This window comes from Streptomyces mutabilis (genome assembly GCF_014649815.1).
GTDB classification, from domain to species: Bacteria; Actinomycetota; Actinomycetes; order Streptomycetales; family Streptomycetaceae; genus Streptomyces; species Streptomyces mutabilis.
This window is the reverse complement of record NZ_BMTT01000003.1, coordinates 99,102-124,509: the sequence shown is the minus strand read 5'-3', so window position 1 is coordinate 124,509 and position 25,408 is coordinate 99,102. Positions and strand designations below refer to the sequence as shown.

Annotated in this window: 21 protein-coding genes; 9 read left to right on the top strand and 12 right to left on the bottom strand. The window is 70.8% G+C overall.

The features are described from left to right. Positions 1–73 precede the first annotated feature (73 nt). The 11 genes from IE142_RS08740 to IE142_RS08690 form a co-directional block, all read right to left on the bottom strand. Entirely contained in the window at positions 74–907 is an 834-nt protein-coding gene (locus IE142_RS08740; protein WP_191885158.1) for an alpha/beta fold hydrolase, read from the bottom strand. Positions 908–963: 56 nt separating this feature from the next. Further along, positions 964–1,779, bottom strand: coding sequence for an SAM-dependent methyltransferase (locus IE142_RS08735; protein WP_191885157.1), 816 nt, complete (start codon positions 1,777–1,779; stop codon positions 964–966). Positions 1,780–1,876: 97 nt separating this feature from the next. After that, positions 1,877–2,785, bottom strand: coding sequence for an SMP-30/gluconolactonase/LRE family protein (locus IE142_RS08730; protein ID WP_191885156.1), 909 nt, complete (start codon positions 2,783–2,785; stop codon positions 1,877–1,879). Positions 2,786–2,913: 128 nt separating this feature from the next. Beyond that, positions 2,914–3,567: a maleylpyruvate isomerase N-terminal domain-containing protein gene (locus tag IE142_RS08725; RefSeq protein ID WP_191885155.1), complete on the bottom strand. Its 654-nt coding sequence runs from the start codon at positions 3,565–3,567 to the stop codon at positions 2,914–2,916. Between the two features lie 95 nt (positions 3,568–3,662). Next, positions 3,663–4,754 carry an AI-2E family transporter gene (locus IE142_RS08720; RefSeq protein ID WP_191885154.1) on the bottom strand — a complete coding sequence of 364 codons (1,092 nt, stop codon included), beginning with the start codon at positions 4,752–4,754 and terminating at the stop codon, positions 3,663–3,665. Between the two features lie 96 nt (positions 4,755–4,850). Next, positions 4,851–6,368 (bottom strand): glycerol kinase GlpK, encoded by a 1,518-nt coding sequence (gene glpK / locus IE142_RS08715; protein WP_191885153.1) that lies wholly within the window; start codon positions 6,366–6,368, stop codon positions 4,851–4,853. Positions 6,369–6,400: 32 nt separating this feature from the next. Then, positions 6,401–7,240: an MIP/aquaporin family protein gene (locus IE142_RS08710; protein WP_191885152.1), complete on the bottom strand. Its 840-nt coding sequence runs from the start codon at positions 7,238–7,240 to the stop codon at positions 6,401–6,403. Positions 7,241–7,377: 137 nt separating this feature from the next. Continuing rightward, positions 7,378–8,208 (bottom strand): NAD(+) synthase, encoded by an 831-nt coding sequence (gene nadE / locus IE142_RS08705; RefSeq protein WP_191885151.1) that lies wholly within the window; start codon positions 8,206–8,208, stop codon positions 7,378–7,380. A gap of 139 nt (positions 8,209–8,347) precedes the next feature. Next, positions 8,348–11,359, bottom strand: a complete 3,012-nt coding sequence (locus IE142_RS08700) for a 3-keto-alpha-glucoside-1,2-lyase-like domain-containing protein (protein WP_191885150.1) — start codon at positions 11,357–11,359, stop codon at positions 8,348–8,350. A gap of 182 nt (positions 11,360–11,541) precedes the next feature. After that, entirely contained in the window at positions 11,542–12,501 is a 960-nt protein-coding gene (locus IE142_RS08695; RefSeq protein WP_191885149.1) for an alpha/beta hydrolase family protein, read from the bottom strand. A gap of 199 nt (positions 12,502–12,700) precedes the next feature. After that, positions 12,701–13,108: a PGPGW domain-containing protein gene (locus IE142_RS08690; RefSeq protein WP_191885148.1), complete on the bottom strand. Its 408-nt coding sequence runs from the start codon at positions 13,106–13,108 to the stop codon at positions 12,701–12,703. Between the two features lie 107 nt (positions 13,109–13,215). Here IE142_RS08690 and IE142_RS08685 point away from each other — a divergent pair, with 107 nt between their 5' ends. From IE142_RS08685 to IE142_RS08675, 3 genes are all read left to right on the top strand, one after another. Continuing rightward, a complete protein-coding gene (locus IE142_RS08685; RefSeq protein ID WP_191885147.1) occupies positions 13,216–13,755 on the top strand; it encodes a hypothetical protein in 540 nt (179 codons plus the stop codon). Between the two features lie 34 nt (positions 13,756–13,789). Then, complete coding sequence (locus IE142_RS08680; RefSeq protein ID WP_191885146.1) at positions 13,790–14,491, top strand: bleomycin resistance protein; 702 nt, start codon at positions 13,790–13,792, stop codon at positions 14,489–14,491. Positions 14,492–14,643: 152 nt separating this feature from the next. Further along, a complete protein-coding gene (locus IE142_RS08675) occupies positions 14,644–16,509 on the top strand; it encodes a CocE/NonD family hydrolase (RefSeq protein ID WP_191885145.1) in 1,866 nt (621 codons plus the stop codon). Positions 16,510–16,863: 354 nt separating this feature from the next. Here the strand turns inward: IE142_RS08675 and IE142_RS08665 are convergent, their stop codons facing one another. Next, positions 16,864–17,811, bottom strand: a complete 948-nt coding sequence (locus IE142_RS08665; RefSeq protein ID WP_191885144.1) for a methionyl-tRNA formyltransferase — start codon at positions 17,809–17,811, stop codon at positions 16,864–16,866. 176 nt (positions 17,812–17,987) lie between these two features. Here IE142_RS08665 and IE142_RS08660 point away from each other — a divergent pair, with 176 nt between their 5' ends. From IE142_RS08660 to IE142_RS08635, 6 genes are all read left to right on the top strand, one after another. Then, the gene (locus IE142_RS08660; RefSeq protein WP_191885143.1) at positions 17,988–19,340 is read left to right on the top strand and encodes a lysine N(6)-hydroxylase/L-ornithine N(5)-oxygenase family protein; all 1,353 of its coding nucleotides are present in this window, start codon (positions 17,988–17,990) and stop codon (positions 19,338–19,340) included. An 11-nt stretch (positions 19,341–19,351) separates the two neighbouring features. Beyond that, positions 19,352–20,413 carry a FecCD family ABC transporter permease gene (locus IE142_RS08655; RefSeq protein WP_191885142.1) on the top strand — a complete coding sequence of 354 codons (1,062 nt, stop codon included), beginning with the start codon at positions 19,352–19,354 and terminating at the stop codon, positions 20,411–20,413. An 11-nt stretch (positions 20,414–20,424) separates the two neighbouring features. Continuing rightward, positions 20,425–21,492: a FecCD family ABC transporter permease gene (locus IE142_RS08650; RefSeq protein ID WP_191885141.1), complete on the top strand. Its 1,068-nt coding sequence runs from the start codon at positions 20,425–20,427 to the stop codon at positions 21,490–21,492. Between the two features lie 65 nt (positions 21,493–21,557). Then, positions 21,558–22,418 (top strand): ABC transporter ATP-binding protein, encoded by an 861-nt coding sequence (locus IE142_RS08645; protein WP_191885140.1) that lies wholly within the window; start codon positions 21,558–21,560, stop codon positions 22,416–22,418. Between the two features lie 90 nt (positions 22,419–22,508). After that, a complete protein-coding gene (locus tag IE142_RS08640) occupies positions 22,509–23,573 on the top strand; it encodes an iron-siderophore ABC transporter substrate-binding protein (RefSeq protein ID WP_191885139.1) in 1,065 nt (354 codons plus the stop codon). Then, the gene (locus IE142_RS08635; RefSeq protein WP_191885138.1) at positions 23,570–25,366 is read left to right on the top strand and encodes an ABC transporter ATP-binding protein; all 1,797 of its coding nucleotides are present in this window, start codon (positions 23,570–23,572) and stop codon (positions 25,364–25,366) included. Before IE142_RS08640 ends, IE142_RS08635 begins: the two co-directional genes overlap by 4 nt. Positions 25,367–25,408: the final 42 nt, after the last annotated feature.

Sequence of the window (25,408 nt, the reverse complement as noted above, 5' to 3'; positions counted from 1 at the left end):
CTCGGTTCCCGGGCACCGCGCCGTCGGCGCACCCACGCCGACACGCAGTCACACGAACGAGGTCACACCGCCGTCAGCGAAGGCCTCGCAGGAACGCGATCAGTGCGGCGGTGAGCTGCGCGGGCGCGTCCTCCTGGACGAGGTGGCCCGCACCGGCGACCGGCTCCCACCGGGCGCCGGGGACGGCGGCCGCGAGTTCGCGTCCCTTGTCCACCGGGATCCAGGCATCGTCCTCGCCCCAGCAGACCAGCGTCGGTACCCCGATGGCCGGGTAGCGGTCCTGGATCTCGTCGGTGTAGCGCTGGTCGGCTTGGGCGATCTGCCGGTAGAAGGCGGACTGGCCCGGTTCGCCGAGCCACGGCCGTACCAGCCGGTCCAGCACCGCCGGATGCAGCCCCGGGCTGCTGGCGGACCCCACGTACTCGCGGACCAGAGCGCCGTGCAGCGCCGGCGGCAGCTTCTCGAAGACATCGGCGTGGTCGCGTACCAGCCGGAAGAACGGCGACCCCCAAGGAGCCAGCGCCACCGGGTCGACCAGGGCCAGGGCCCGGTAGTCGGCACCGTGCAGCAGATGGGCGCGCAGCGCCACCGCGCCGCCGAAGTCGTGGGCGACCACGACGGGCTCCGCCAGACCCCAGTGACCCAGCAGCTCGGTGAAGACCCGGCCCTGCGCGGCCAGGGACACGTCCTGACCGGCGGACTTCTCCGACATCCCGTAGCCCGGCATGTCCCACACGAACACCTGGTGGTCCCGCGCCAGCGAACCGGCCACCGCGCGCCAGACGTACGAGGAGAACGGCGTGCCGTGCAGCAGGACCAGCGGCGGCCGGTCCGCCTCGCCCAGCCGGTTCCACCGGACGGTCCCGGTGCTGCCGGCGAAGGTCTCGGGCAACTTCCAGTCGGCCATCCGCGTGCGCTCCTCTCAGGGCGGGGGGAGGGTGCCCCCGTAGTGCGGTGGGGTCCTTACGGCTTGCGGGCGAGGCCGCCGTGCTCGGCGACGGGCTCCGGGGCCGGGGAGTCGGCGTCCGGACGCCAGAGGGGGACGGAGACGACTCCGGGCTCCACCAGCTCCAGCCCGTCGAAGTACGCCGTGATCTCGTCGACGGTGCGCAGGTTGTACGGAACGGCGCCGCTCTCGTTGTAGGCGTCCTGGGCCTCCTCGAAGCCCGGGTCGACGCCCCGCGAGCCGTCGTTGACGGAGAGGTAGCTGCCGGACGGCAGTGCGTCCATCAACCGGGTGACTATGGAACGCGCCTGGTCGTAGTCGGCGACGTGGCCCAGGATGTTGCTGAGGATGAGGGCGATCGGCCGTTCGAAGTCCAGCGTCCTGGCGGCGTCCCGCAGGACGCTCTCCGGGTCGAGCACATCGGAGTCGATGTACGCGGTGGTCCCCTCGGGGGTGGAGTAGAGCAGCGCCCGGGCGTGCGCGAGGACCATCGGGTCGTTGTCCACGTACACGATCCGGGACTCGGGGGCGATGCGCTGGGCGACCTCGTGGGTGTTGTCGGCGGTCGGCAGACCGGTCCCGATGTCGAGGAACTGCCGGACCCCCGCCTCGGCGACCAGGTACGTGATGTTGCGCCGCAGGAAGGCACGGCTGCCGCGGGCGATGGTGACGATGCCGGGGAAGACGGCGGTGTACGCGTCACCGGCCTCCTCGTCGACCGGGTAGTTGTCCTTCCCGCCCAGCCAGTAGTTCCAGATGCGGGCCGAGTGCGGCACCGAGGTGTCGATCTTCTGGTGTGCTGCGGGGCCGGGGTTCGTCACGGGATCGCTCATGGGGACGGTCCGTCTTTCAGCCGAGTCATGGGTGCTTCATCACAACCTACGCCGCAACGGCCTTGCCTCGCACACCGGTTCACCCTGTGCCTCCCCTCTAGAGTCGCGGTGCGCCGGTCACCGACATCACCAGCGAGTACAGGGAGGTGGTGGCCGTGATGAACAGGCGGTTGTTCCTGGGGCCGCCGAAGGCGATGTTGGACACGGGCTCGGGAACCCGCAGCCGTCCGATGAGGGTGCCGTCCGGGTCGTAGCAGTGGACGCCGTCGGCCAGCGCGGCGGCCCACAGGCGGCCCTCGTCGTCGAAACGGATGTTGTCGAAGCGCACGTCGCCCCGGGCCTCGGCGAAGACCATGCCGTCTGACAGTGTGCCGTCGTCGTGGACGTCGAAGACGTGGATCCGGGCGGCCCGGGAGTCCGAGACGTACAGCCGCTTCTCGTCGGGGGAGAGGATGACACCGTTGGGGCCGTCGAAGCCGTCGGCGGCGAGCCGCACCTGACCCGACACCGGGTCGATCCGGTAGACGTTGCACGCGCCGATCTCGGACTCCGCGCGGTGGCCCTCGTAGTCGCTGACGATGCCGAAGTCCGGGTCGGAGAACCAGACGGTGCCGTCCGAACGCACGACGGAGTCGTTGGGGCTGTTGAGGCGCTTGCCGTCGTAGCGCTCGGCGAGGACGGTCACGGTCCCGTCGGCCTCCGTGCGGGTGACCCGCCGGTTGCCCTGCTCACAGGTGACCAGACGGCCCTGCCGGTCGAGGGTGTTGCCGTTGCTGTGGCCGGCCGGGGTGCGGAAGACGCCGACCGTGCCGGTGGTCTCGTCCCAGCGCATGATGCGGTCGTTGGGGATGTCGCTCCAGACGAGCTGACGCCAGGCGGGTACGTAGAGCGGGCCCTCGGCCCAGCGGCAGCCGTCGTGCAGGACCTCCAGCCTGCTGTCTCCGTTCGCACAGTGCCCGGTGCGGAAGCGGTCGTCCAGGATCTCGTACGGGCCGTCGGCGGGCATGGGGTCCTCTCAGCGAGATGATCAGGATGGGACTCAACGTAACCCCGGTCGGTCGTCTCGCTCCAGCGGCCGTCGCGGACGGGCGCCGGTCGCTCAGGTGTCCGACCCGGCCGGTGCGGCTGTCCCGGTCAGCCGACCGGGAAGGGAAGCCTCACGGCCTTCTCGCCCGGTGCGGCCCGCTCCGCCTCGGTCGGTGCTCGCCGACCGGTGCCGACCAGGGGCGCGTCCCGGTCGGTGAACGACGGCGGGAACGCCGTCCCGGTGATCCGCTCCAGCGTCTTGCGCGACCGGGCGAGCCCTTCGGCGGACGGGCCCGGCACGTCCGGCAGGTGGGCGACCAGGTCGAGGTGGTGCAGTGTCCACTCCAGGACGTACGCGCTGAGGTAGTCGCCCGCCGTGAGCACCTCGTCCCGCGTGCTGACCCGGGCCGCGGGGTCCGCGAGCCCGGCGGCCCGGCCGGCGGCGGAACCGACGTCGTCCAGGTGGAACTCGAGCAGCCACGGCTCCTGGTACGCGGCGGCCAGACGGACGATCAGCGCGTCGAGCGGATCGTCGCCGGTCGGGGTGTCGACGACGTTCCAGTACGTCACCTCGTTCCGCGTCGGCTCCCCGGTGGCGGGGGTGGCCAGTGTGATCAGGGCGTCCTGGGCGTCGATGACCAGGTGGCACACCAGGTCCCGTACGAGCCAGCCGACGCACCCGGACGGCCGGGCGAAGTCCTCGTCGCGCAGTCCGGCGACCGCGTCGCGCAACGCCGACCAGGAGCTTGAGAAGAGATCCACGGCCGCAAGCTAGCGGCAAGCGGCCGTGCCGCGAGGGCGGTTCACGGGCCCCGGTCACGGACCCCGGCCACCGGCCGGTACTGCACCGGCCGTCCTCACACCTCCGCCGGGGCCGGTTCCTCCGGCGGGTCGACGAGCTGCTCGCGGACGTAGTTCCAGACCACCGCGATCAGCGCGGCGACCGGAACGGCGAGCAGGCTGCCCACGATCCCGGCCAGGCTGCCGCCCAGTGTCACCGCCAGCAGGATCACCGCCGCGTGCAGCCCGAGGCCCCGGCTCTGGATGATGGGCTGGAACACGTTGCCCTCCAGCTGCTGCACCACGACGATGATCGCCAGCACGATCAGCGCGTCCGTCAGGCCGTTCGACACCAGGGCGATGAGGACGGCGACGAAGCCGGCGAACAGCGCGCCCACGATGGGTACGAACGCGGACACGAACGTCAGCACCGCCAGCGGCAGCACCAGGGGCACGCCCAGGATCCACAGTCCGAGGCCGATGAAGACCGCGTCGAGCAGTCCCACGAGCGCCTGCGAGCGGACGAAGGAGCCCAGTGTCTCCCAGCTGCGCAGGGCGACGGCCGGGACGTCCGTGGCGAGGCGGCCGGGCAGCTGGCGGCCGAGCCACGGCAGGAAGCGCGGCCCGTCCTTGAGGAAGAAGAACATCAGGAAGACGCCCAGGACCGCGGTGACGACACCGTTGACCACCGTGCCCACTCCGGAGGCCACCGCGGTGACCATGCTGCCGACGCTGTCCTGGATGCGGGCCATCGCCGAGTCGAGGGCACCGGTGACCTGGGCGTCGTCGATGTTCAGCGGCGGACCCGCGGCCCACTCGCGCAGCCGCTCGATGCCCTCCAGCACGCCGTCGGTCAACTCGTCGGTCTGCGAGGACATCGGCACCGCGATCAGCGCCACGATGCCCGTGACGGCCAGCAGGAACGCCACGGTCACCACGGCGGCGGCGAGCGCGGGACGCCATCCGTGCCGTCGCAGGAAGCGGGCCGCGGGCCAGGTCAGCGTGGTCAGGAGCAGACCGACTATCAGCGGCCACACGATGGGCCACATGCGGCCGAGGACCCACAGGGCCACCGCGAGCATGGCGAGTATCAGCAGCAACTCGGCAGAGACGCGGGCGGTGGTGCGCATCGCGGCGCGTGTCCTCGCGGAACTCAATCTGGCAGACATGGGGATCACCTTATGGGGACGCCCGTTGCCCGCCGGCGCGGTACCCGCGTCGGCGAAGGGGGGACGCCCGGCGGGCCCGCGTCCCTCAGGCCGGTGTCACTCGACCTTGACCCAGTCGAGCGTGCGCTGAACCGCCGCTTTCCAGCCGGCGTAACCCTGGGCCCGCCGGTCCTCGGACCACTGGGGTTCCCAGCGCCTGGACTCGTGCCAGTGCGTGCGCAGTTCGTCGGTGTCCCGCCAGAACCCCGTGGCCAGTCCCGCCGCGTAGGCCGCACCGAGTGCGGTGGTCTCCGCGACGACGGGGCGGCTGACCGGGACGCCGAGGACATCGGCCTGGATCTGCATGCAGAGGTCGTTGGCGGTCACACCGCCGTCGACCTTGAGCACGTCCAGGTGGACCCCTGAGTCCTGTTCCATGGCCTCGACGACGTCACGGCTCTGGTAGCAGATGGCTTCCAAGGTCGCCCGCGCCAGGTGCGCGTTGTCGTTGTAGCGGGCGAGGCCGACGATCGCGCCCCGGGCGTCGGAGCGCCAGTAGGGGGCGAACAGGCCCGAGAAGGCGGGGACGAAGTACATTCCGCCGTTGTCCTCGACGCCGCGGGCGAGTTCCTCGCTCTCGGCCGCGGTCTTGATCATCTTCATCTGGTCGCGCAGCCACTGCACGGCGGACCCCGTCACCGCGATGGAGCCCTCCAGCGCGTAGACCACCGGGTTGTCGCCGAACCGGTAGGCCACGGTGGTCAGGAGCCCGTGGCGGGAACGGACCAGTTCCGTACCGGTGTTGAGCAGCAGGAAGTTCCCGGTGCCGTACGTGTTCTTGGCCTCCCCGGGTGCGAAGCAGACCTGGCCGACGGTGGCCGCCTGCTGGTCACCCAGCACCCCGCCGATGGGGACGGCGGCGCGCAGCGGCCGGGAGGTGCGGGTCGTGCCGTAGGCCTCCGGGTGGGAGGAGGGGTTGATGGTGGGGAGCATCGACCGGGGGATGCCGAAGAAGCCCAGCAGTTCGTCGTCCCAGTCGAGCGTCTCCAGGTCCATCAGCATGGTGCGGCTCGCGTTTGTCACGTCGGTGGCGTGGATGCCGCCGTCGGGGCCGCCGGTAAGGTTCCACAGCACCCAGGTGTCCGTGTTGCCGAACACGGCGTGCCCCGCTTCCGCCGCTTCGCGGACGCCGTCGACGTTCTCGAGGATCCACTGGATCTTGCCGGCCGAGAAGTAGGTCGCCGGGGGCAGTCCGGCCTTGCGTCGGATGACGTCGCCCCGGCCCGAACGCTCGAGGTCGGCCGCGATGGTGTCGGTGCGGGTGTCCTGCCAGACGATGGCGTTGTAGTAGGGGCGGCCGTTGCGCGGGTCCCAGACCACCGTGGTCTCGCGCTGGTTGGTGATGCCGATCGCCGCCAGGTCGGCCCCGGACAGGCCGCTGTGGCGCAGCCCGTTCTGCATCACCGAGTTGGTGCGTTCCCAGATCTCCACGGGATCGTGTTCCACCCACCCCGACCGGGGGAGGATCTGTTCGTGTTCCAGCTGGTGCTTCGCCACCTCGTTGCCGCCGTGGTCGAAGATCATGAATCGGGTGCTGGTGGTTCCCTGGTCCACCGCGCCGATGAAGTCCGCCATGGTGTGCCGCCTCTCCGGCCGGTGTGTCGGTCCTACGGCGCCGGTACGCGCCCTGTCGGCTCGGGCTCCGCGGCCGGCAGGAACCGGCCGATGAACACCTTGTACAGTCCCGCCCCGAGCAAGCCGCCGATCAGCGGTGCGATGATCGGCACCCAGAAGTAGAGGTTCCCGTACTGATCCCGCCAGGCCCCGCCGTATCCGGTGAGGAAGCTGGCCAGCCGGGGGCCGAAGTCACGGGCCGGGTTGATGGCGTAGCCGGCGTTGGTGCCGAAGGCCATGCCGATGGCGACCACCACCAGGCCGATGACGAACGGGGCCAGGTTGGCACCCGGCGGTGTGTTGAGCATGTCCGTGATGGCCATGATCAACAGCAGCAGGATGGCGGTGCCGATGACCTGGTCCCGGAAGGCGCCCCACTCGTGGACCGGCAGCGCGGTGTTCCCGTTGGCGGGGAGGGTGGAGAACACGGTCTGCGTCTTGATGGTGTGGCCGGGATCGGCCTTCGCCAGTGCCTCGGAGTAGTTCCAGCGGACCAGGAGCGCGGCCACGAAGGCGCCGGCCGTCTGGGCGAGCGCGTAGGGAGCCACCTTCCGCCACGGGAAGTTCTTGAACACCGCGAGGGCGAGGGTGACCGCGGGATTGATGTGAGCACCGCTCAGTCGCGCGGCCACGTAGACGCCCAGGGTGACACCGAGTCCCCACGCCCACGCGATGCTGTCGTGGTCCCCGAGCCCGCCCTCGGGATCGGTGAGGGCCCCGCCCGCGGCCACCTGCGCCACCACTCCGCACCCGAAGAGGATGAGGATCATCGTGCCGGCGAATTCCGCCGACAGTTCACCGAGCAGACCTGACCTCTTGAGCCGTTCAGCCATGGAAGCTCACCTTCCGCCGGCTGGACCGGCGTCGACTGTCCGCGTCTCTCAGTCGACACATTAAGGCGATAAGCGACAAGCCGCACATAGAGTGCGGCCGGCCGCCCGTCGCGCGCCGCCCCGCAGCGGGGCCCGTCTCAGGGACCGACGGGCAGTCGGCGCTTGTGGTCCGTCGCCCGGTAACGGGTGACGATCTTCTCGAAGGCGTCCTCCTTCACCGGCTTGCCCTCCAGGAAGTCGTCGATGTCGTCGTAGGTGACACCGAGGGCGTCCTCGTCGGCCTTGCCGGGGGCGAGGGACTCCAGGTCGGCCGTCGGGACCTTCCCCACCAGCTCGGCGGGTGCGCCCAACGCCTCGGCGACGGCACGCACCCGGCGCTTGGTGAGGCCGGTCAGCGGGACCAGGTCGGCGGCGCCGTCACCGAATTTGGTGAAGAAGCCGGAGACCGCCTCGGCGGCGTGGTCGGTGCCCACGACCAGCCCGTTGTGGGCACCGGCCACCGCGTACTGGGCGATCATGCGCTGCCTGGCCTTGATGTTGCCGTGCACGAAGTCCTGGTGGCGGGCGTCGCGGAAGGCCACGTCGGCGTCGAGCAGGGCGTCGAGCATGGCGTCGCTCGCGGGCTTGATGTCCACCGTCAGCACGTGGTCGGGCCTGATGAAGGAGAGCGCGAGCTGGGCGTCGTGCTCGTCGGCCTGGACCCCGTGCGGCAGCCGCATCGCGTAGAAGGTCGCCTCGTGCCCCTCGGCCCGTGCCCGCTCCACGGCGAGCTGGCACAGCCGCCCGGCGGTGGTCGAGTCGACACCACCGCTGATCCCGAGGACCAGGCAGCGCAGGCCTGTGGAGGTCAGCCGCTCGGCCAGGAAGGCCACCCGGCGTTCGATCTCCCGGTCGGTGTCGAAGGTCTCCGTGACCTCCAGCTCCCGGGCGATCTCCAGTTGCAGGGCGATGGACGCCGGCTCGCTCAATTCCGCTCCTTGTTCGATGTGCGGGGACTCCTCACTCAGCGTACCCAGTGGCGTCCGGCGGATACGGGCCGAGTGGTGGGTGCGGCGCGACGTGCGGGGTGGCCGGCGGCCACCCCGCACACCCGAGGACCGGCCGGGGTCAGCTCAGCGGCTGCACCCGGATGTCGCGGAACCGGACCTTGTTCCCGTGGTCCTGCAGCCGGATCGCCCCGGCCGCCGGTGTCTCGGTCCGGCCGCCCGCGGTCGGACCGTCGAGGACCACGTCGTCGTGGACCTTCTCGCCGTTCCACACCACCGTCACCCGCGCGTCGGCGGTCTTGCGGCCGCTGTCGTCGTAGCGGGCCGCGCGGAAGACGATGTCGTACGTCTGCCATGTCTCCGGCGCGGTCGCGGCGTTGGTGTCGGGTGCCTTCTTCAGGTAGAAGGCGCCGGCCTCGTTGGTCGCCGGGGTGGTGTCCCCGTACGAGTCGAGTATCTGCAGCTCGTAGCGGTCCTGGAGGTAGATGCCGCTGTTGCCGCGGTCCTGACCGGTCACGTCGGGCGGCAGCTGCGGGACGCGGAACTCCACGTGCAGCTTGAAGTCCTGGTAGGCGTCCTTGGTGCGGATGTCGCCGCAGCACACCTCCATCGACTCCTCCTCGGCCAGCGGCCACGCCACGGGCCGCCCGTCCGTGTGCTGCCACTGGGCCTGCGAGGCGGCCGTGCCGTCGAAGAGGTCGACGCGGGCGCCCCTCGGGTGCACGGTGATCAGGTCGAGGTTGACATGACCGGTGTCACCGGGGTCGTAGCGGTAGGACACGGTGTTGTGGCCGGCCCGCAGGCGCAGGGGCTCGGTCCGTGTGGACCAGGTGTCCCAGTCCCCGGTGGACGGGAGCTGGGTCTGCCGCACCTTCTTCCCGTTGGCGTACAGGGAGAGGGACTTGGTGCCCTCGAAGGGGTTCGGTCCGTTGGAGTAGCGCAGGCCCACGTCGTACGTGCCGGACTTGGGGACCTTCACGTCGAAGGTCGTGGCGACCTTGCCCTCGGTGGCGTAGCGGTCGACGAAGCCGCTGCCGGAGTAGCCGACGTGGTCGGTGTTGATGCCGGCCTTGCCGGTGAGCCGCGCCTCCTCGGCCTCGAAGAGGGTGGCCGGCGGCGGCTGCTTGCCGGGCATCTCGTTGAGCGTGTACCAGGCCTCGGTGCTCCACAGCGACTCACCGGACGCCGAGGTGAAGGGCCGCGGCGAGCGTACGTGGACCACGCGGTCCGGCTTCAGCCCGTCCAGCCGCAGCCGCACGGTCCGGCCGTCCTTCGAGAGGGCAGCCGAGCGTACGGTCAGCTCCTCCTCGGCGATCTTCGGGCCGCCGTAGTCGGCGGTCGGGGTGTAGTGCCACTGCTGGACGTCGTAGCGGGCCGCCAGTTCCCCGGCGGTCGCGTCGGACACCGGCTGGGTGTACGTCAGGTCGAAGCCGCCGGGCACGGCCCGCATCTTCTGGATGTCGAAGGTGTCGCCGCCGTTGGGCGTCAGCTTCTGCAGGCCGAACTTCAGCTTGCCCGCCTGGCCCCAGTTGCCGTCGGCGCCCAGGCCGCCGGCGTAGATCGCTCCGTCGGGTCCCATGGTGATGCGGTTGACGCCGGCCTCCATACCCTGCGTGTAGCGGAAGACGGCACCCTGGTACTGGCCCTTCACCTTCTCCAAGTAGGCGCGTTGCAGACCACCGTAGGTGACGTCACCGATCAGCATCTGGCCGGCGAAGGTGCCCTTGTTCAGATACAGCGGGGTCGAGGGCGAGTTGCCGATCTCGTTCTGCGGCAGCCACAGCACCGGCTCGGTGACGGGGGAGTCCTCGAAGGGGCCGGCGGGCTCGGTGTAGTGGTTGAAGAAGCGGTCCTGCTTGATCTGAACGAGCTTCGAGGCCGGCAGCCATCCGCCTTGGTTGTCGGTGACGAAGAGACCGCCGCCGGGGCCCCAGCCGATGCCGTTGGGGGTGCGCAGCCCGCCCGCGATCGGGGTGATCTTCCCCGTCTTCTTGCTTATCTTGTACGTGGTTCCGCGGTTCGGCGCGGGCTGCGGGGTGGTGGTCGCGCCGCCCAGGTCGATGGCGACGGACAGGTTCACGTAGAAGTGGCCGTCGCGGTAGAGCAGGCCGAAGGCGAACTCGTGGAAGGTGCCTCCGTAGGGCCAGGTGGCGACCGTGCGGTATGCGTCGGTCACGTCGTCGTCGTTCTCGTCGACCAGCCGGGTCAGTTCGTGCTTCTGGGAGACGTAGAGCGACCCGTCGACGTACTTGATGCCCATGGGCTCGCGCAGCCCTTCGGCCACCTTCTTCACAGTGACCTTGTCCCGGCTGGTCGCGCCGGTGACGTTGTCGAGCAGGTACACCTCCCCGGCAACGTTGTCGGTGCCGCCCCAGGTGCTGAGCGCGAGGCGTCCGTCGGGCAGCCAGTCCATGCCGGTGACCTGCGGTTCGAATCCTTCGGGGCGCAGGTCGGTGAGGGTGAGGTCGGGGCGTACCGAGGTCAGCGGCAGCCCGTCGCCGGGCGTGTCGGTGCCGGCCTCGCACTCCTTGCGGCCCGGCGCCGTCACGCGGACGACGCCGGCGTCGGTGGTCAGTGCCGAGTTGGGTACGACGGTGAACCCGGTCTCCCCCGGGGGCCGCCAGGAGAGCGTGAGCTGCTGCTCGCCGCCTCGGTCGAAGTGCTCGATACGCAACGGGTGGGATCCCGCGGTGAGGTCGAGCGCGCCGTCCTTCGGCTCGGCGCCGTGCAGACCGTCGTGGTCGATCACCGTGGTGCCGTCGAGGCTCAGCCGTGAGCCGTCGTCGCTGGTGAGCCGGAAGGCGTAGGTGCCGTCGCGCGGAGCGATCAGGTAACCGGTCGCCTCCGAGACGAAGTTGTCGGCGATGCCGCCGAAATCGGCCGTGCTGGACCAGTCGACCGTCGGCATCAGCTTGTCGTGGTTGGGGGTCTGGCCGGGTTTGAGGGTGCAGATCTTGCTCAGGGGCGTCTGCACGTCGAACACGCGCAGGGTGACTCCGGGTTCCTGCGGCGGGACGTCCGCGGCGGCGGACGCGGCGGTCGCCGGGACGGCCAGCAGGCCGCCTGCCGAGACGGCCGACGCCAGCAGGAGTACGAGGTGTCTTCGGGCACGCCGGAACAGGCGTGGGCGCATTGGTCCTCCGGGGTGTGGGGACCGGACCGTGCCGGAAATCGCTCCGGTCTTCGTGCGGTACGACTGCGGTTCCGCCGCCAAGGTAGGAGACTTCTGCTTGACATGTCCATACTTTGTCATCGACGTGTTCAAAGTCGCCGCCTCTTCGCACGCTTCACCGGAGGCGGCGACTCCCGGCGGACCTACTTGTTCTCGACGCGCCCGATCGGGTTCGGCCCGGCCGTCAGCTCGTCGCACGCCGCCTGCCAGGCACCGTCCCCGGGGTGCAGCGCGCTGCGCAGATAGGCCCAGGTGAGCCGTTGGACCGCGGACACGCGCTCGGGATCCTCGTCCGTGGTCTCCGCGACGTCGTACCCGGCGATCCCGCCGAGTCCGTGTTCGGCGTCGAACAGGGTGAGCAGCGACTTGGGGCCCGGCGAGAGGGAGTAGGGATCGGCGTGCCACCCTGGCCCGCGGACCGTCAGATGCGCGGAGTCGTCCTTGTCCCCGGCGACCACGAGCGTGGGCGTCGTCATGCCGGAGAAATCCATGGTGTCGAGGAACGAGAGGCTTGCCGCCGCGGCCTCGCTGAGGGCCTCACCGCCCCGGCCGGGCGCGGCGAGCAGGACGCCCGCCTTGATCCGGGGGTCGGAGAGGTCCACCTCCGCTCCGTCGTGGGCATCGGTGAGCCGGGCGCCCAGGAGGAGGCTCGCCGTGTGTCCGCCCATGGAGTGCCCGGCGACGGCGACCCTGCCGCGGTCCAGCCGCCCGGGAAGCTGCGGGACGGCGGCTTCCAGCACGTCGAGCCCGTCGAGGATGCGTGTCATGTCCTCGGCCCGCGACCGCCAGTGCAGCGGTGCCCCGGGAGTGTCCGGGGCCAGTCGCAGGGACCTGGAGCTCAGGTGGGTGGGCTGGATGACGACGAAGCCGCGCGCCGCCCAGTGGTCGGCGAGGGGAGCGTAGCCGTTCAGTGAGGAGAGGTGGTTCGAGTACCCATGGCCGTGCGAGAGGAGGATGACCGGCAGGTCGCTCCCGGTCACGGGTGCGGAGACCCGGACCTCCAGGTCCACGGCCCGGCCGGGCGCGGACAGGACTACCGGGGCGACGGAGACGACGGGGGTGGGGGAGCCGGCGAGGTCGCCGGTGGGCAGCGGTGTGCTCATGGGGTGTCTGTCCGTTCGACGGCCGCTGTCGGACGGAGTCGTCCGGGCGGCGGAGAGAGGAGGGGGCGGTGATCGCGGTGTCTCCGCCCTCAAAGCGGGACGCCGTCCCGTTTAAATATACGGAACGGTGTCCCGTTTGGTCAACGGTGATGTGTCCGGGGGGTGGGCTGGTGCGGCTCGCGGCCCCCGGCGCCGACTCTCAGTCGCGACGGCCCGTGCGAACGCGGCGGTGGCTCCAGGCCAGCAGGGCGAAGAGGATGAAACCGGAGACGATCAGGCTCGCGCCGGTGGTCCATCCGGAGTACGGCACCTGGGGCAGGAGCCCCCAGGCCACGCCCGCGCCGAGGAGGAGCAGCCCCGCCGTGACCGAGCCGGCGACACGCCAGGGGGAGGAGACGCTCTCCTCGGCCGCGCGCATCGCCTGTCTGCGGACGGGGCCGACGAACCGGTCCAGCGCCGGGACGGCACGCGACAGCAGTACCATCCCGGCGAACACGAGCAGCAGGCCCGGCCCGGGCAGCACCAGCAGGGCGACCCCGACCGCCACCAGTACGGCACCGAGGGTGCCGAGGGCGGCTCGCCGGATCGTCTCGACGCTGCGCGCCATCTCGCGCACCTCCCCGCGTTCGGCAGGAGTTCCGATTGCCTGGGTCTGGTCAACTTTAGGCACGCATCCGGGCGCGGGCGACTTCGTCCGGCAGGCAGGCTGCCCTCATGAACATGGCGGAAGTGGTGCTCATCGGAGGGCGCGCGGGTGTCGGCAAGGCGATGGTGGCGTGGGAGGTTTCGGTGCTGCGGCGAGCCGGGTCCGGCCCCGACGCGGTCGCCGAAGGGGACTTCACGGGCCAGGTGCGTCCTGCCCCGGAGGGTGATCCTCACCGGTCGGGGATCACCGAGAGCAACCTGACGGCCGTATGGGCGAACTGCGCCCGCCTCGGCCACCGTCGCCTGATCTACACCAACACCGTGAGCGTGCTGCCCGAGGTGGCGGACATGTTCCGGCGTGCCATGGGGGCGCAGGTGCGGATCGTCCGGGTCCTGCTCACCGCCTCCGACGACACCGCGCTCGCGCGCCTGGCGGGGCGGGAACTCGGCTCGGAACTGGAGCGGGAAGTGGCCGGAAGCGCCCGCAAGGCGCGGCTCCTGGACGAGCGGTCGCCGGCGGACACCGTGCGGGTGGTCACCGACGGGCGCCGCGTCGTGGACATCGCCCGCGAGGTGGTGGCCGTGACGGGCTGGGCGGTGGGCGGGTGACCTTTGCTGTTCAAATTTGACTAGAGTGGGGGCTATGGCCGAGAAGACGATCCCAATCCTGCCGTGCCGGACCCTCCAGCCCGTTCTCGACTTCTACACCGCCCTCGGATTCGCGGTGACGTACCGGCAGAAGAGTCCCAACCCGTACGCCGTCGTGGAGCGCGGCGGCATCGAGCTGCAGTTCTTCGGAGTGAAGGATCACGAGCCGGCCGGGTCACTGAGTACCTGCTACGTCCTGACCGACGACGTGGACGGACTGCACGCCGCCTTCCGCACCGGGCTCAAGCAGGCGTACGGCAGGATCCCCACGCGCGGACTGCCGCGCATCGGCCCGCTCAGGGACATGTCGTACGGGGTGCGGCAGTTCCTCCTGTCCGATCCGGGCGGCAACTGCGTCCTAGTCGGGCAGCCCACGATCGACGACCGGCACCATCGACGCGCCCCTGAGGAGACCTTCGCCCGCGCCCTGCATCACGCCGCTCTCCTCGCGGACTCGAAGGAGGACCCGGCGGGCGCCGCGAAGGTCGTCGACCGGGTGCTGCACCTCGACGACGAGCGGCCCACGCCGGTGCAACTCCTGCGGCTCCTCGTGCTGCGCGCGGACGTCGCGGGGCGACTCGGCGACGAGCGAACCAGGGCGTCCGCGCTCGCCGACGCGGACGCCGTCCGTCTCACCGACGGGGAACGGGAGTCGGTCCGCGAGGACCTCGAACGCCTCGAGGAGCTGCGCGGCTGACGCCTGTTCACCACGACCGCACGAGGAGCTGGCGACCTTCCCCCAACCCCTCGTCCACGCCGCGGACTTGTACGCCCCATCGACGTACGAGGGCAACGCTGATACACCTGCGTCACATGCACCACCTCCACCCACCGCCCAAGGAGGAGCATGTGAGAGCACGTCGCGCGGCCGTCCGAAGCGCCTCCGCGCTCATCGCCACCCTCGCCCTGACCGCCGGCCTGGCCGGCCCAGCCGTCGCGGCGCGGGAGGCCGAGGCCCCGCCGGTCGCCACCGCGACCGACCCCGTGACGCACGAGGAGAACGACCGCGTCCCGGAGGGCTCGGCCTGGACGCAGCACTACTTCCCGTCCTCCGACCGCTCCGGCACTCAACTGCACGCCGACGTCCTGCTGCCCGAGGGACTGTCCCGGAAGGAGAAGGTGCCGGTCATCCTCTCCGTCGGCCCGTACTTCGCCCACTCGGGGCAGACCGGCCCCGAGGGCTGGGCCCACACCGGCCCCTCGGCCCGCTTCAACGACTTCATCGAGGGCACCGACCTGTTCGACGAGGGCTACGCCTTCGTCATGGTGGACCTGCGCGGCTTCGGCGGCTCCACCGGTTGCCTCGACTGGGGAGGACCCGGCGAACAGGCCGACGTCAGGGCCGCGATCGACTGGGCCGCGAAGCAGCCGTGGTCCACCGGAGCGGTGGGCATGTACGGCAAGTCCTACGACGCCGTCACCGGCCTCATCGGCAACAACCTGGACCAGCGCGCGCTCAAGGCCGTCGTCGCCCAGGAACCCCTGTGGGACATGTACCAGTACATCTACTCCAACGGCGTTCCCCGCCCGAACGTGACCGGCACCGCCGGCGCGTACAACTCCATCGCCACCATCCCCCCGATGGCGGACGACGACCCGCGCTACCGGGCGAACGCCCGCTACGAGCAGGACCACCCGGAGTGCCTGACGGAGAACTCCGCCGGGTACCGAATATCCGACCAGCGGGACGGCCACTGGACCTCCCGCGACCTGGCCCGGATGGCCAAGGGCAGCGACACGCCGCTGTTCGTCACACAGGGCTTCATCGAGAACAACACCAAACCCGAGGAGATGCAGGAGTACCTCGACAACCACGAGGGCCCCGAGCGCGGCTGGCTGGGCCAGTGGGACCACGTCCGCGGCGGCGACCGCACCCCCGACGGACGCCTCGCGATGGGCCGCGAGGGCTGGTACCAGGAGACCCTGTCCTTCTACGACCAATACCTGAAGGGCATCAGGCCCGACGTCCGCTACCCGGCCTACGCCGTCGAGGACTCCACCGGCGCCTGGCGCGCCCAGCGTACCTGGCCGGTCACGGAGCGGTCGGTCACCCTGCCGCTCGGCGGCGGCTCGTACGTGGACGACGGCGGCGTGACCGCCCGGGCGGCGCTGACCGCGTCCGGCGGTCCGGCACCGCGGCCCCCCGCGCCGCCGGCCGGCCGGTGGGACATGGAGAACGCACCGGCGACCGAGTACGTCGCCCCTCGGGGACTCGCCGAGGAGTCGGCGAAGCGGCAGCGGGACGGTGAGGTCGGCTCCAGCTTCTTCGTGTGGTCGAAGCCGCTCGAGAAGCCGGCGCGCGTCACCGGCACCCCGCAGGTATCCCTGACCGCAAAGGGCGAGGGCAACGTCATGCTCAAGCTGTACGACGTCGCCCCGGACGGCACCGCCGTCATGTTCGACGAGCAGGTCTCCCTGCTGGACTCGGACCGGCTGACCGTCGACCTGAAGGCGACAGACTGGACGCTGGCGGCGGGGCACGTCCTCGCCGTGGAGATCGGCTCGATCCAGACCGGCTCCTGGCGGGACACCCCCTCCGGCGAGACCGTCGAGGTCCGGGGCGCCAGGATCAGGCTGGCCCTGGACGACCCGGCCGACGACGTCGCCACCCCCGGCGACCGCTCCCCGTTCCTCGACACGTACCTGCGCCAGTACACGGTGGAACTGCCGGCCGGCCCGGGGACGTTCACGGTGGTCCCGGGCGGCCGCCTGTGACCGGATCCGGGCCCGGGTAGTCCGGGGAAGCGCGCAGCCGGGCCGCCGCGACCGTCAGGGCGGCCCGGCCCGGCCCCGGCTCGACTCCCGGCGACCGTCGTCCGCGCGGCCGGGACGGACGGCGCGTGACGCATCAGTGGGGCCCCGCCCTCCGGTGCGTCACGCGCCGCGTGCCGGTCTGCGCATCCGGCCGCGGGCCACCAACTCCAGCACGACGGCGATCGCGACGGCCTCCACCGCCAACAGTTCCAGCAGTACGAACAGGTGCACCCGCGCCCGCCTGCAGGGGAGAGGCGCTGCCGAGGAGCATGCCGATGCGTGATCACGGCACCACCCTGGAGGCGCTGCTGCGTCTCAGGGACGGCTGGTCAGGTAGCCGCCCATGGTGGTGAAGTACTCCGTCGCGGACAGCTCGCGCCCGTCCTCCGTCCGGACCCGCGTGATGGCCAGACCGTGGTTGCGGCCGGTCCGCGCGTCGGCGCCGGCGACGATCACCACGCCGTCGCCCTCACGGTAGAAGATGCGGCCGGGAGTACCGCCGTAGCGGCCCTGGGACACCACCGCGGCGAGCACTTCCAGTCGCCTGCCCCGGTGGAAGGTGAAGGCGCTGGGGTAGGGCTCGGACTGCGCGCGGACGAGGCGCTCCAGATCCTCGGCCGGCCAGCCCCAGTCGATCCGGATGTCCTCGCCGGACCGTTTGTGGAAGAAACTCGCCCGGGACCGGTCCTGCTTGGTGAACTCGGTCTGACCGGCGGCGATGAGATCCAGTGCGCCGATGGTGACCGGGGCGATGAGGCCGACGGTCTTGTGGAAGAGGTCGGTCGCCGTGTCCCTCGGGCCGACCGGCACCGCCTCCTGCCGGACGATGTCCCCGGCGTCGAGCTCGTCGTTCATCATGTGCGCGGTGACGCCCACTTCGGACTCGCCGTTGATCAGCGCCCAGATCAGCGGGGAGAAGCCGGCGTACTTCGGCAGCAGCGAGTCGTGCACGTTCAGCGTCCCGTGGCGTGGCAGACCGAAGATGCGCGGGGGAATCCACGTCCGCCAGTTGTTCGCCACGATGATGTCGGGGTCGGCCTCCTCGAGGCGCTCGAACAGCTCATCGTCGTCGGGGCGGTTGCGGATCAGCACCGGGACGCCGTGTTCCTCGGCGAGGTCGGCGACGGAGTCGCTCCAGATCTTCTCGTAGGCGTGCTCGCTTCTGGGATGCGTCACGACCAGCACCACGTCGTGTTCGGAGTCCAGGAGCGCTCGCAGGGTGCGGTGCCCCCAGGTCTGGTAGCCGAACATGACGACCCGCATGGGGACTCCTTCAGACAGGGGACAGCCCGGCAGTAAAGCAAGGCTTACCTTAGTCCAGAACGACCATGCGTGGCACCCCAGTTGGTTGCGGAAGCTTGAGGCCCGCCCTATCGACAGTCCTCGTTCAATCAGCTTAGGCTCACCTAAGTTTTCGGCGGCCGCAGGATGGGAGTGACATGTCACAGGTTCTTCCTGATGACGCACCACTGATCCACGACCTCATTGGCATCGGCTTCGGGCCGTCCAATGTCGCCATGGCGATCGCACTGACCGAGCACAACGCACGCGCCGACGGGCAGGGGACGATCACCGCCCGCTTCTTCGAGCAGCAGCCGCGCTTCGGCTGGCACCGCGGCATGCTGATCAACGACGCGACCATGCAGGTGTCCTTCCTCAAGGACCTGGTGACGCTCCGGAACCCGGCGAGCGAGTTCAGCTTCCTCTGCTACCTCCAGAGCAGGGGACGGCTGATCGACTTCATCAACCACAAGAACCTCTTCCCGCTGCGGGTGGAGTTTCACGACTACCTCGAGTGGGCCGCCGCCAAGGTCGACGACCTGGTCTCCTACGGCCACGAGGTCGTCGGCGTCGCGCCCGTCGAGCGGGACGGGACCGTGCGGCACCTGGAGGTGACGGTCCGTTCGGGGGAGGGGCTGGAGGTCCACCGGGCCCGCAACCTCGTCATCGGCACCGGGCTGCGTCCCCTCGTGCCCGAGGGCGTCGAGCGCGGCGACCGCGTCTGGCACAACTCCGAACTGCTCGCCAGGGTCGACGCGTTGGAGGGCACCACGCCCTCCCGGTTCGTCGTCGTCGGCGCCGGGCAGAGCGCCGCGGAGAACGTCGCCTACCTGCACCGCCGCTTCCCCGACGCCGAGGTGTGCGCGGTCTTCGCCCGCTACGGCTACAGCCCCGCCGACGACAGCGGCTTCGCCAACCGGATCTTCGACCCCGCGGCGGTCGACGAGTACTTCGCCGCGCCCGCCGGCGTCAAACGCCGACTGATGGACTACCACGGCAACACCAACTACTCCGTGGTCGACATCGACCTGATCGACGACCTGTACCGGCAGATGTACCGGGAGAGGGTCCTCGGCACCGAGCGGCTGCGGTTCCTCAACGTCTCCCGGCTGACCGACGTCAAGGAGACCCCGGAGAAGGTGCGTGCCACCGTCACCTCGCTCGTCACCGGGGAGGAGACCCTGCTGGACGCGGACGTCGTGGTGTTCGCCACCGGCTACAGCCCCGCCGACCCCCTCGGCCTGCTGGGCGAGGTCGCGGACCGTTGCCTGCGGGACGACGAGGGCCTGGTCCGGGTCGAGCGCGACTACCGCATCGCGACGGACCCCGGCCTGCGCTGCGGGATCTACCTCCAGGGCGGCACCGAACACACCCACGGCATCACGTCGTCCTTGCTGTCCAACACCGCCATCAGGGTCGGGGAGATCCTGCAGTCGCTCCGCGACGGCGTCGGGCCCGCTTCCGGCGCTGCCCGAACGGTCGCCGACGGGACCGGCAGTACGGCGCGTTAGTGTACGTCGCCATGACCACGACTGCGGCCCGGCGCCCCGCGCCCCCCGGGGAGACAACACGGGCCCGCCGACAGCGGGTTGCGGGACTGGGCGTGCTCGCGGTGTTCGTCGTGGTCGCGGCGGCGGCGTCCCTGGCCGTCGGCGCGCGCGCGTTGAGCCCCGCCGACGTGTGGCACGGGCTGCTCGCGGAACCGGGCTCCGACCAGCGGCTCACCGAGGTCCGGCTCATCGTGCAGACCGTGCGGGTGCCCCGCACGGTGCTCGCGGTCGTGGCGGGCATCGCGCTGGGCGTCGGCGGCGCGCTGATCCAGGGGTACACGCGCAACCCGATCGCCGACACCGGTCTGCTGGGCGTCAACGCCGGAGCGTCGTTCGCCGTGGTGTCGGGGATCGCCCTGTTCGGGTTCACCAGCCCGTTGCAGTACGTCTGGTTCGGCTTCCTGGGCGCGGCGGTCGCCGGTGTCGTGGTGTTCGGACTAACGAGCATCGGCAGGGGCGCCGGCAACCCGCTGACGCTCGCTCTGGCCGGGCAGGGCGTCACCGTGTTCCTCGCGGCGATGACCACGGCGGTCGCCCTGTCCGACAAGGACTCGCTGAACGCCCTGCGGTTCTGGAACGCGGGCTCGGTTGCCGGTGTCCGGTTCGACGTCATCTGGCCCGTGGCCGCGTTCATCGGGGCCGGCCTGCTGCTGGCCCTGTCCACGCTGCCCGCGATCAACCTGCTGAACCTGGGCGACGACGTGGCCCGGGGCCTGGGGCTGAACATCGCACGGAGTCGGACCGTCGGCATCGTCGCCGTCACCCTGTTGGCGGGCGCGGCGACGGCGGCCTGCGGCCCCATCGCCTTCCTCGGGCTGATGGTGGCCCACGTGGCCCGGTACCTGACCGGGCCGGACTACCGCTGGCTGGTGCCGTACGCGGGGCTGCTCGGGGCCGTGGTCCTGTTGGTCTGCGACATCGTGGGACGCCTCGTGGTGCGGCCGGGCGAGCTGGACGCGGGAATCGTCGTCTCTCTTCTGGGCGCACCGTTCTTCGCGGTTCTGGTGTGGCGTGGAAAGTTCAAGAGCACGTGAACGGGGCGGACGTGAAAACGCAGCAGACGGACGCTAGGCCGTCCCTGACGCCGGGCGTGCGGCTCGGCAGTGTGTCGTTCGTCTGGCGGCCCTGGCTGGCCTGCGTCACGCTGCTGCTGGCGGCGGGGGCCTTCCTGCTCTTCTGCCTGTCCATCGGTGTCGGTGACTTCCCCATCGCCCTGCCCCGGGTGGTCGCCACCGTCTTCGGCGGCGGCGAACAGGTCGACGAGTTCGTCATCATGGACCTGCGGATGCCGCGTGCCCTCGCGGGCATCGTCGTCGGGACCGCGCTCGGGGTGTCCGGTGCGATCACCCAGTCCATCGCGCGCAATCCGCTGGCCAGCCCCGACGTACTCGGCATCACCAGCGGCGCGAGCGCGGTCGCCGTGTTCCTGGTGACCGTGTCGGGCGGCACCGCCGCGGCGATCACCGACTCCGTGGGACTGTCGGCCGCGGCGCTCGCGGGCGGTCTCGGCACCGGTCTGCTGGTGTACTTCCTGGCCTGGCGCAGGGGCATCGACGGCTTCCGGCTGATTCTCATCGGCATCTCGGTGACCGCCATGATGCAGGCGGTCACGACCTGGCTGCTCGTCACCGCCGACATCAGGGACGTGGCCCGGGCCCAGACGTGGCTGGTCGGCTCGCTGGACAACCGGACCTGGGGCGAGGTCTCGCTCGCCCTGTGGTGCACGCTCGTCCTGCTGGCCGTCGTGTCGTGCGTCGCCTTCCAGTTCAAGCCCCTGCACTTCGGCGACGACGTCGCCGCGGGCCTCGGCGTGCGGTACGCGACGGTGCGGGCCGTGCTGCTGCTGTGCGCGGTGCTGCTGGCCGGCGCGGCGGTGAGCGCGGCGGGACCGGTCCCGTTCGTCGCGCTGGTCGCGCCGCAGGTGGCGATGCGCCTGGGCAGGCATCCCACGCCGCCCATGGTGGCCTCCGGCATGGTGGGGGCGCTGCTGCTGACCGGCTCGGACCTGGTCGCCCGTGCGGTGCTGCCGGTCTCCCTGCCGGTCGGTGTCGTCACCGCCGCGATCGGCGGCCCCTTCCTCGTCTGTCTGCTGGTGCGGGCGAACCGCCGATAGCCGTACGCGATCGCTGGTGCACCGACAGCTGGTAGAAAGTAAGGTGAGCCTAACAAGGGGGCCTTGTGGTCGTTCAGTCCATCACGGGAGTGAAGCCCGGCGTCGACGGCGCCTCGCGGCTGGCAGCCAGGGGCGTCACGGTCGAATACGGTGCTCGGACCGTCCTCGACGAGCTCGACGTGACCGTCCCGCCCGGCGTCGTCACCACGATCATCGGTCCCAACGGCTGCGGAAAGTCCACCCTGTTGCGCACTCTGTCGCGGCTGCTGAAGCCGGCCGGCGGAAGGGTCGTACTGGACGGCGAGGACATCGCCACCCTCCGCACCAGGGACGTGGCGAAGAAGCTCGGCCTGCTGCCGCAGGCACCGGTGGCGCCGGAAGGGCTGACGGTGTCCGACCTGGTCACCAGGGGCCGTCATCCGCACCAGAGCTGGCTGCGTCAGTGGTCGTCGGACGATGCCGACGTCGTGGCGCGCGCGCTGGCCATGACCGGCGTGTCCGACCTCGCCGACCGCCCGGTCGACTCCCTCTCCGGCGGTCAGCGGCAGCGCGTGTGGATCTCGATGACCCTGGCCCAGGGCACCGACCTGCTGCTGCTCGACGAGCCGACCACCTACCTGGACCTCGCCCACGCGATCGACGTCCTGGACCTGGTGGACGACCTGCACGAGTCCGGGTGCACGGTGGTCATGGTGCTGCACGACCTCAACCTGGCCACGCGCTACAGCGACAACCTGGTCGTGATGCGGGACGGGGCGATTCTCGCGCAGGGGCACCCCCGTGACGTGATCACCGCCGAACTGCTGCACGAGGCCTTCGGGCTGCGCGCCAAGGTGATCGACGACCCGGTCGGCGACCGGCCGCTCATCGTGCCGATAGGGCGGGCCCACGTCGAACTCGGCCGTTTTGAACCGGAGTTGCAATAGTAAGGGTAGGCTAACCTCACTCAGGCGCGATAAGGTTTGCTGCCCTAAGACGGGGGCGCAGTGGACAGCGCGACAGCAAGGGATCCCCGGATGCTCCTCCAGAGAACGACGCGTATCAGGCCCTGGCGACGACTGGCGGCGGCACTGTCCGCCGCCGCTCTCGGTGTCGGCCTCCTCGCAGGGTGCGGTTCCGACTCCGACGACTCGGCGGACACGACGGGCGGCGACGCCCCCGCCGGCGTCGGCGGCACCTTCCCGGTCACCGTGGAGCACGCGTTCGGCACCACGAAGGTCACCGAGGCTCCCAAGAGGGTCGTCTCCGTCGGCTACACGGACGACCAGACCGTCCTGGCATTCGGCATCAAGCCGGTCGGCATGGTCGACCAGTACCCGAACCCGGCGGGCCAGAGCCCCGACATCAACACCCAGTGGCTCTGGGTGAAGGACAAGTGGGGTGACACCAAGTCCGAGGTCGTCATGAAGAACGGTGACGACGGCCCCAACTACGAGAAGATCGCCGCCCTGCGCCCCGACCTGATCGTCGCGGTCTACTCCGAGATCGACCAGGCCGGCTACGACAAGCTGTCCAAGATCGCCCCGACGGTCGCCCGTACCAAGACCGAGAAGGAGCCCTTCAGCGCGCCCTGGCAGGACAACGCGCTCCACATCGCCAAGGCGCTCGGCAAGGCCGAGGAGGGCGAGAAGATGGTGGCCGACATCCAGGCCAAGCTCGACACCGCCAAGAAGGGACACCCCGAGTTCGCGGACCGGACCGCGGTGGTGCTGTCCTGGTACGAGAAGTCGGTGGCGCCCTTCACCTCCACCGACGTGCGCGGACGCCTCGTGACGGGGCTCGGGTTCACGTACCAGACGGAGATCGACAAGGTGGCGGGCGGCGACTTCTACACGAGGCTCTCCCCGGAGCGGGTCGACCTGGTCGACGTCGACCACGTCTTCGTCATCAACGACCAGGCGGACCAGGACGCCTTGAAGAAGTTCGAGCTGTTCGCCAACCTGGACGCGGTGAAGAACGGCAAGGTGTCGTACCTGCTGGACAGCGAGGGCCCGGCGGTCGGCGCGGCCATCTCCCAGGGCACCCTGCTGTCCATGCCGTACGCCATCGACGAACTCGTCAAGGCGGCCGGGCAGGGGTGAGGCGCACCGACACACGCGTCGCCCCGGCGATCCTCCGGACGGCGACCGGACGCGAGGCCGCCCGATGGGTCGGGACGCACTGCCGCGAGGCGCCGTGGCTGACGACCGCCACCGTGCTCACCACGGTGGCGGGGGCGGCGCTCCAGGTGCTCCCGGTGCTGCTGCTCGGCCGGGTGGTGGACGCCGTGGTCGAGGGCGAGTCGCAGTCCGTCCTGGTCACGATCGGGGTCTTGCTGGTGGCCGCCGGGCTGCTCGGCGCGGCGGCCGCCGCGGCGTCGACGTACCTGATCGGACGGCTCGGCGCCGACCTGCTCGCCCGGCTGCGGGAAGGGGCCGTGCGGGCGGTGCTGGGCATGCCCAGTGCACGGATCGAGCAGGTCGGCCGGGGCGACGTGCTGTCCCGGGTCGGCGACGACGTGGCCGTCATCTCCAAGGGCATCCGCACCGCCGTCCCCACGGTGTTCTCGGCGGGAGTCCTCGTCGCCATCGCGACGGCCGGCATGTTCGGGCTGGACTGGCGGCTCGGTCTCGCGGGCGCCGGCGCGCTGCCCGCGTACGTGCTGGCCCTGCGCTGGTACCTGCCCAGGTCCGCGCCGCTCTACCGCAAGCAGCGCAGGGCGCAGGCCGACCGCGCGCAGGCCCTGATCAGCGGGCTCAACGGCATCGACACGGTCCGCGCGTACCGGCTCGAGGAGGCGTTCCGCGAGCAGGTGACCCGCGAGTCGTGGCGGGTGCGCGACCTCGGTATCGAGGTGTTCCGCTTCTTCGGCCGGTTCGTCGGCCGGGAGAACCGCGCCGAGTTCATCGGTCTGTCCCTGATCGTCGTGGTGGGGTACGCCCTGCTGGAGGCCGGTGCCGCGACCCTGGGCGAGGTGTCGGCGGCCCCGCTGCTGTTCCACCGGCTCTTCACCCCGCTGGGCGCCATCATGTTCACCTTCGACGAGGCGCAGAAGTCGGGCGCGAGCCTGACCCGGCTCGTTGGCGTGCTGGGGGAGGAGGCGGCGGACCGGCTGGTGGGCGACGCGTCCGTCACCGCGGCGGACACCGGGCCGTACCCGGTGACGGTGAAGGGGCTGACGTTCCGCTACCCCGGCACCGAGGAACCCGTCCTGCGGGACGTCTCCCTGACCATCCCGGCCGGCGGCTCCCTCGCCCTGGTCGGGGCGACGGGCGCGGGCAAGACCACGCTGGCCGCGCTGATCGCGGGCATCGGGACTCCCGAGACGGGGTCGGTGCGCGTGGGGACGACCGACCTGGCCTCCCTCGACGAGGCCGGGGCGCGCGCCCTGGTGAGCATCCTGACCCAGGAGACGCACGTGTTCTCCGGGTCGCTCGCCGACGACCTGCGGCTGGCCGCGCCGGAGGCGACCGACGCCGAACTCACGGCCGCCCTGCGCACCGTGGGCGCCGACGCGTGGGTCGACGACCTGCCCGAGGGGCTGCGCACCGTGGTCGGCGAGGGCGGCGAACGCCTCGACGTCACCAAGGTCGCCCAGATCGCCTTGGCCCGGCTGGTTCTGAGCCGCTCGCCGGTGGTGGTGCTGGACGAATCGACGGCGGAGGCGGGCAGTGAGGGCGCCGCCGAGCTGGAACGAGCCGTGGTGGCCGCCTGCGCGGGCCGCACCACCCTGTTCGTCGCGCACCGGCTCACCCAGGCGATGGCGGCCGACCGGGTCGCCGTGCTGGACGCGGGGCGGGTGGTGGAGGAAGGCACGCACGAGGAACTGGTCGCCCTGGGCGGGCGGTACGCACGGCTGTGGCGGGCCTGGCGGGAGGGGAGCCAGGCGGCCTAGTTAGGTGACCCTAAGTTAGGTTAGCCTGCTTCATTCCTTGGA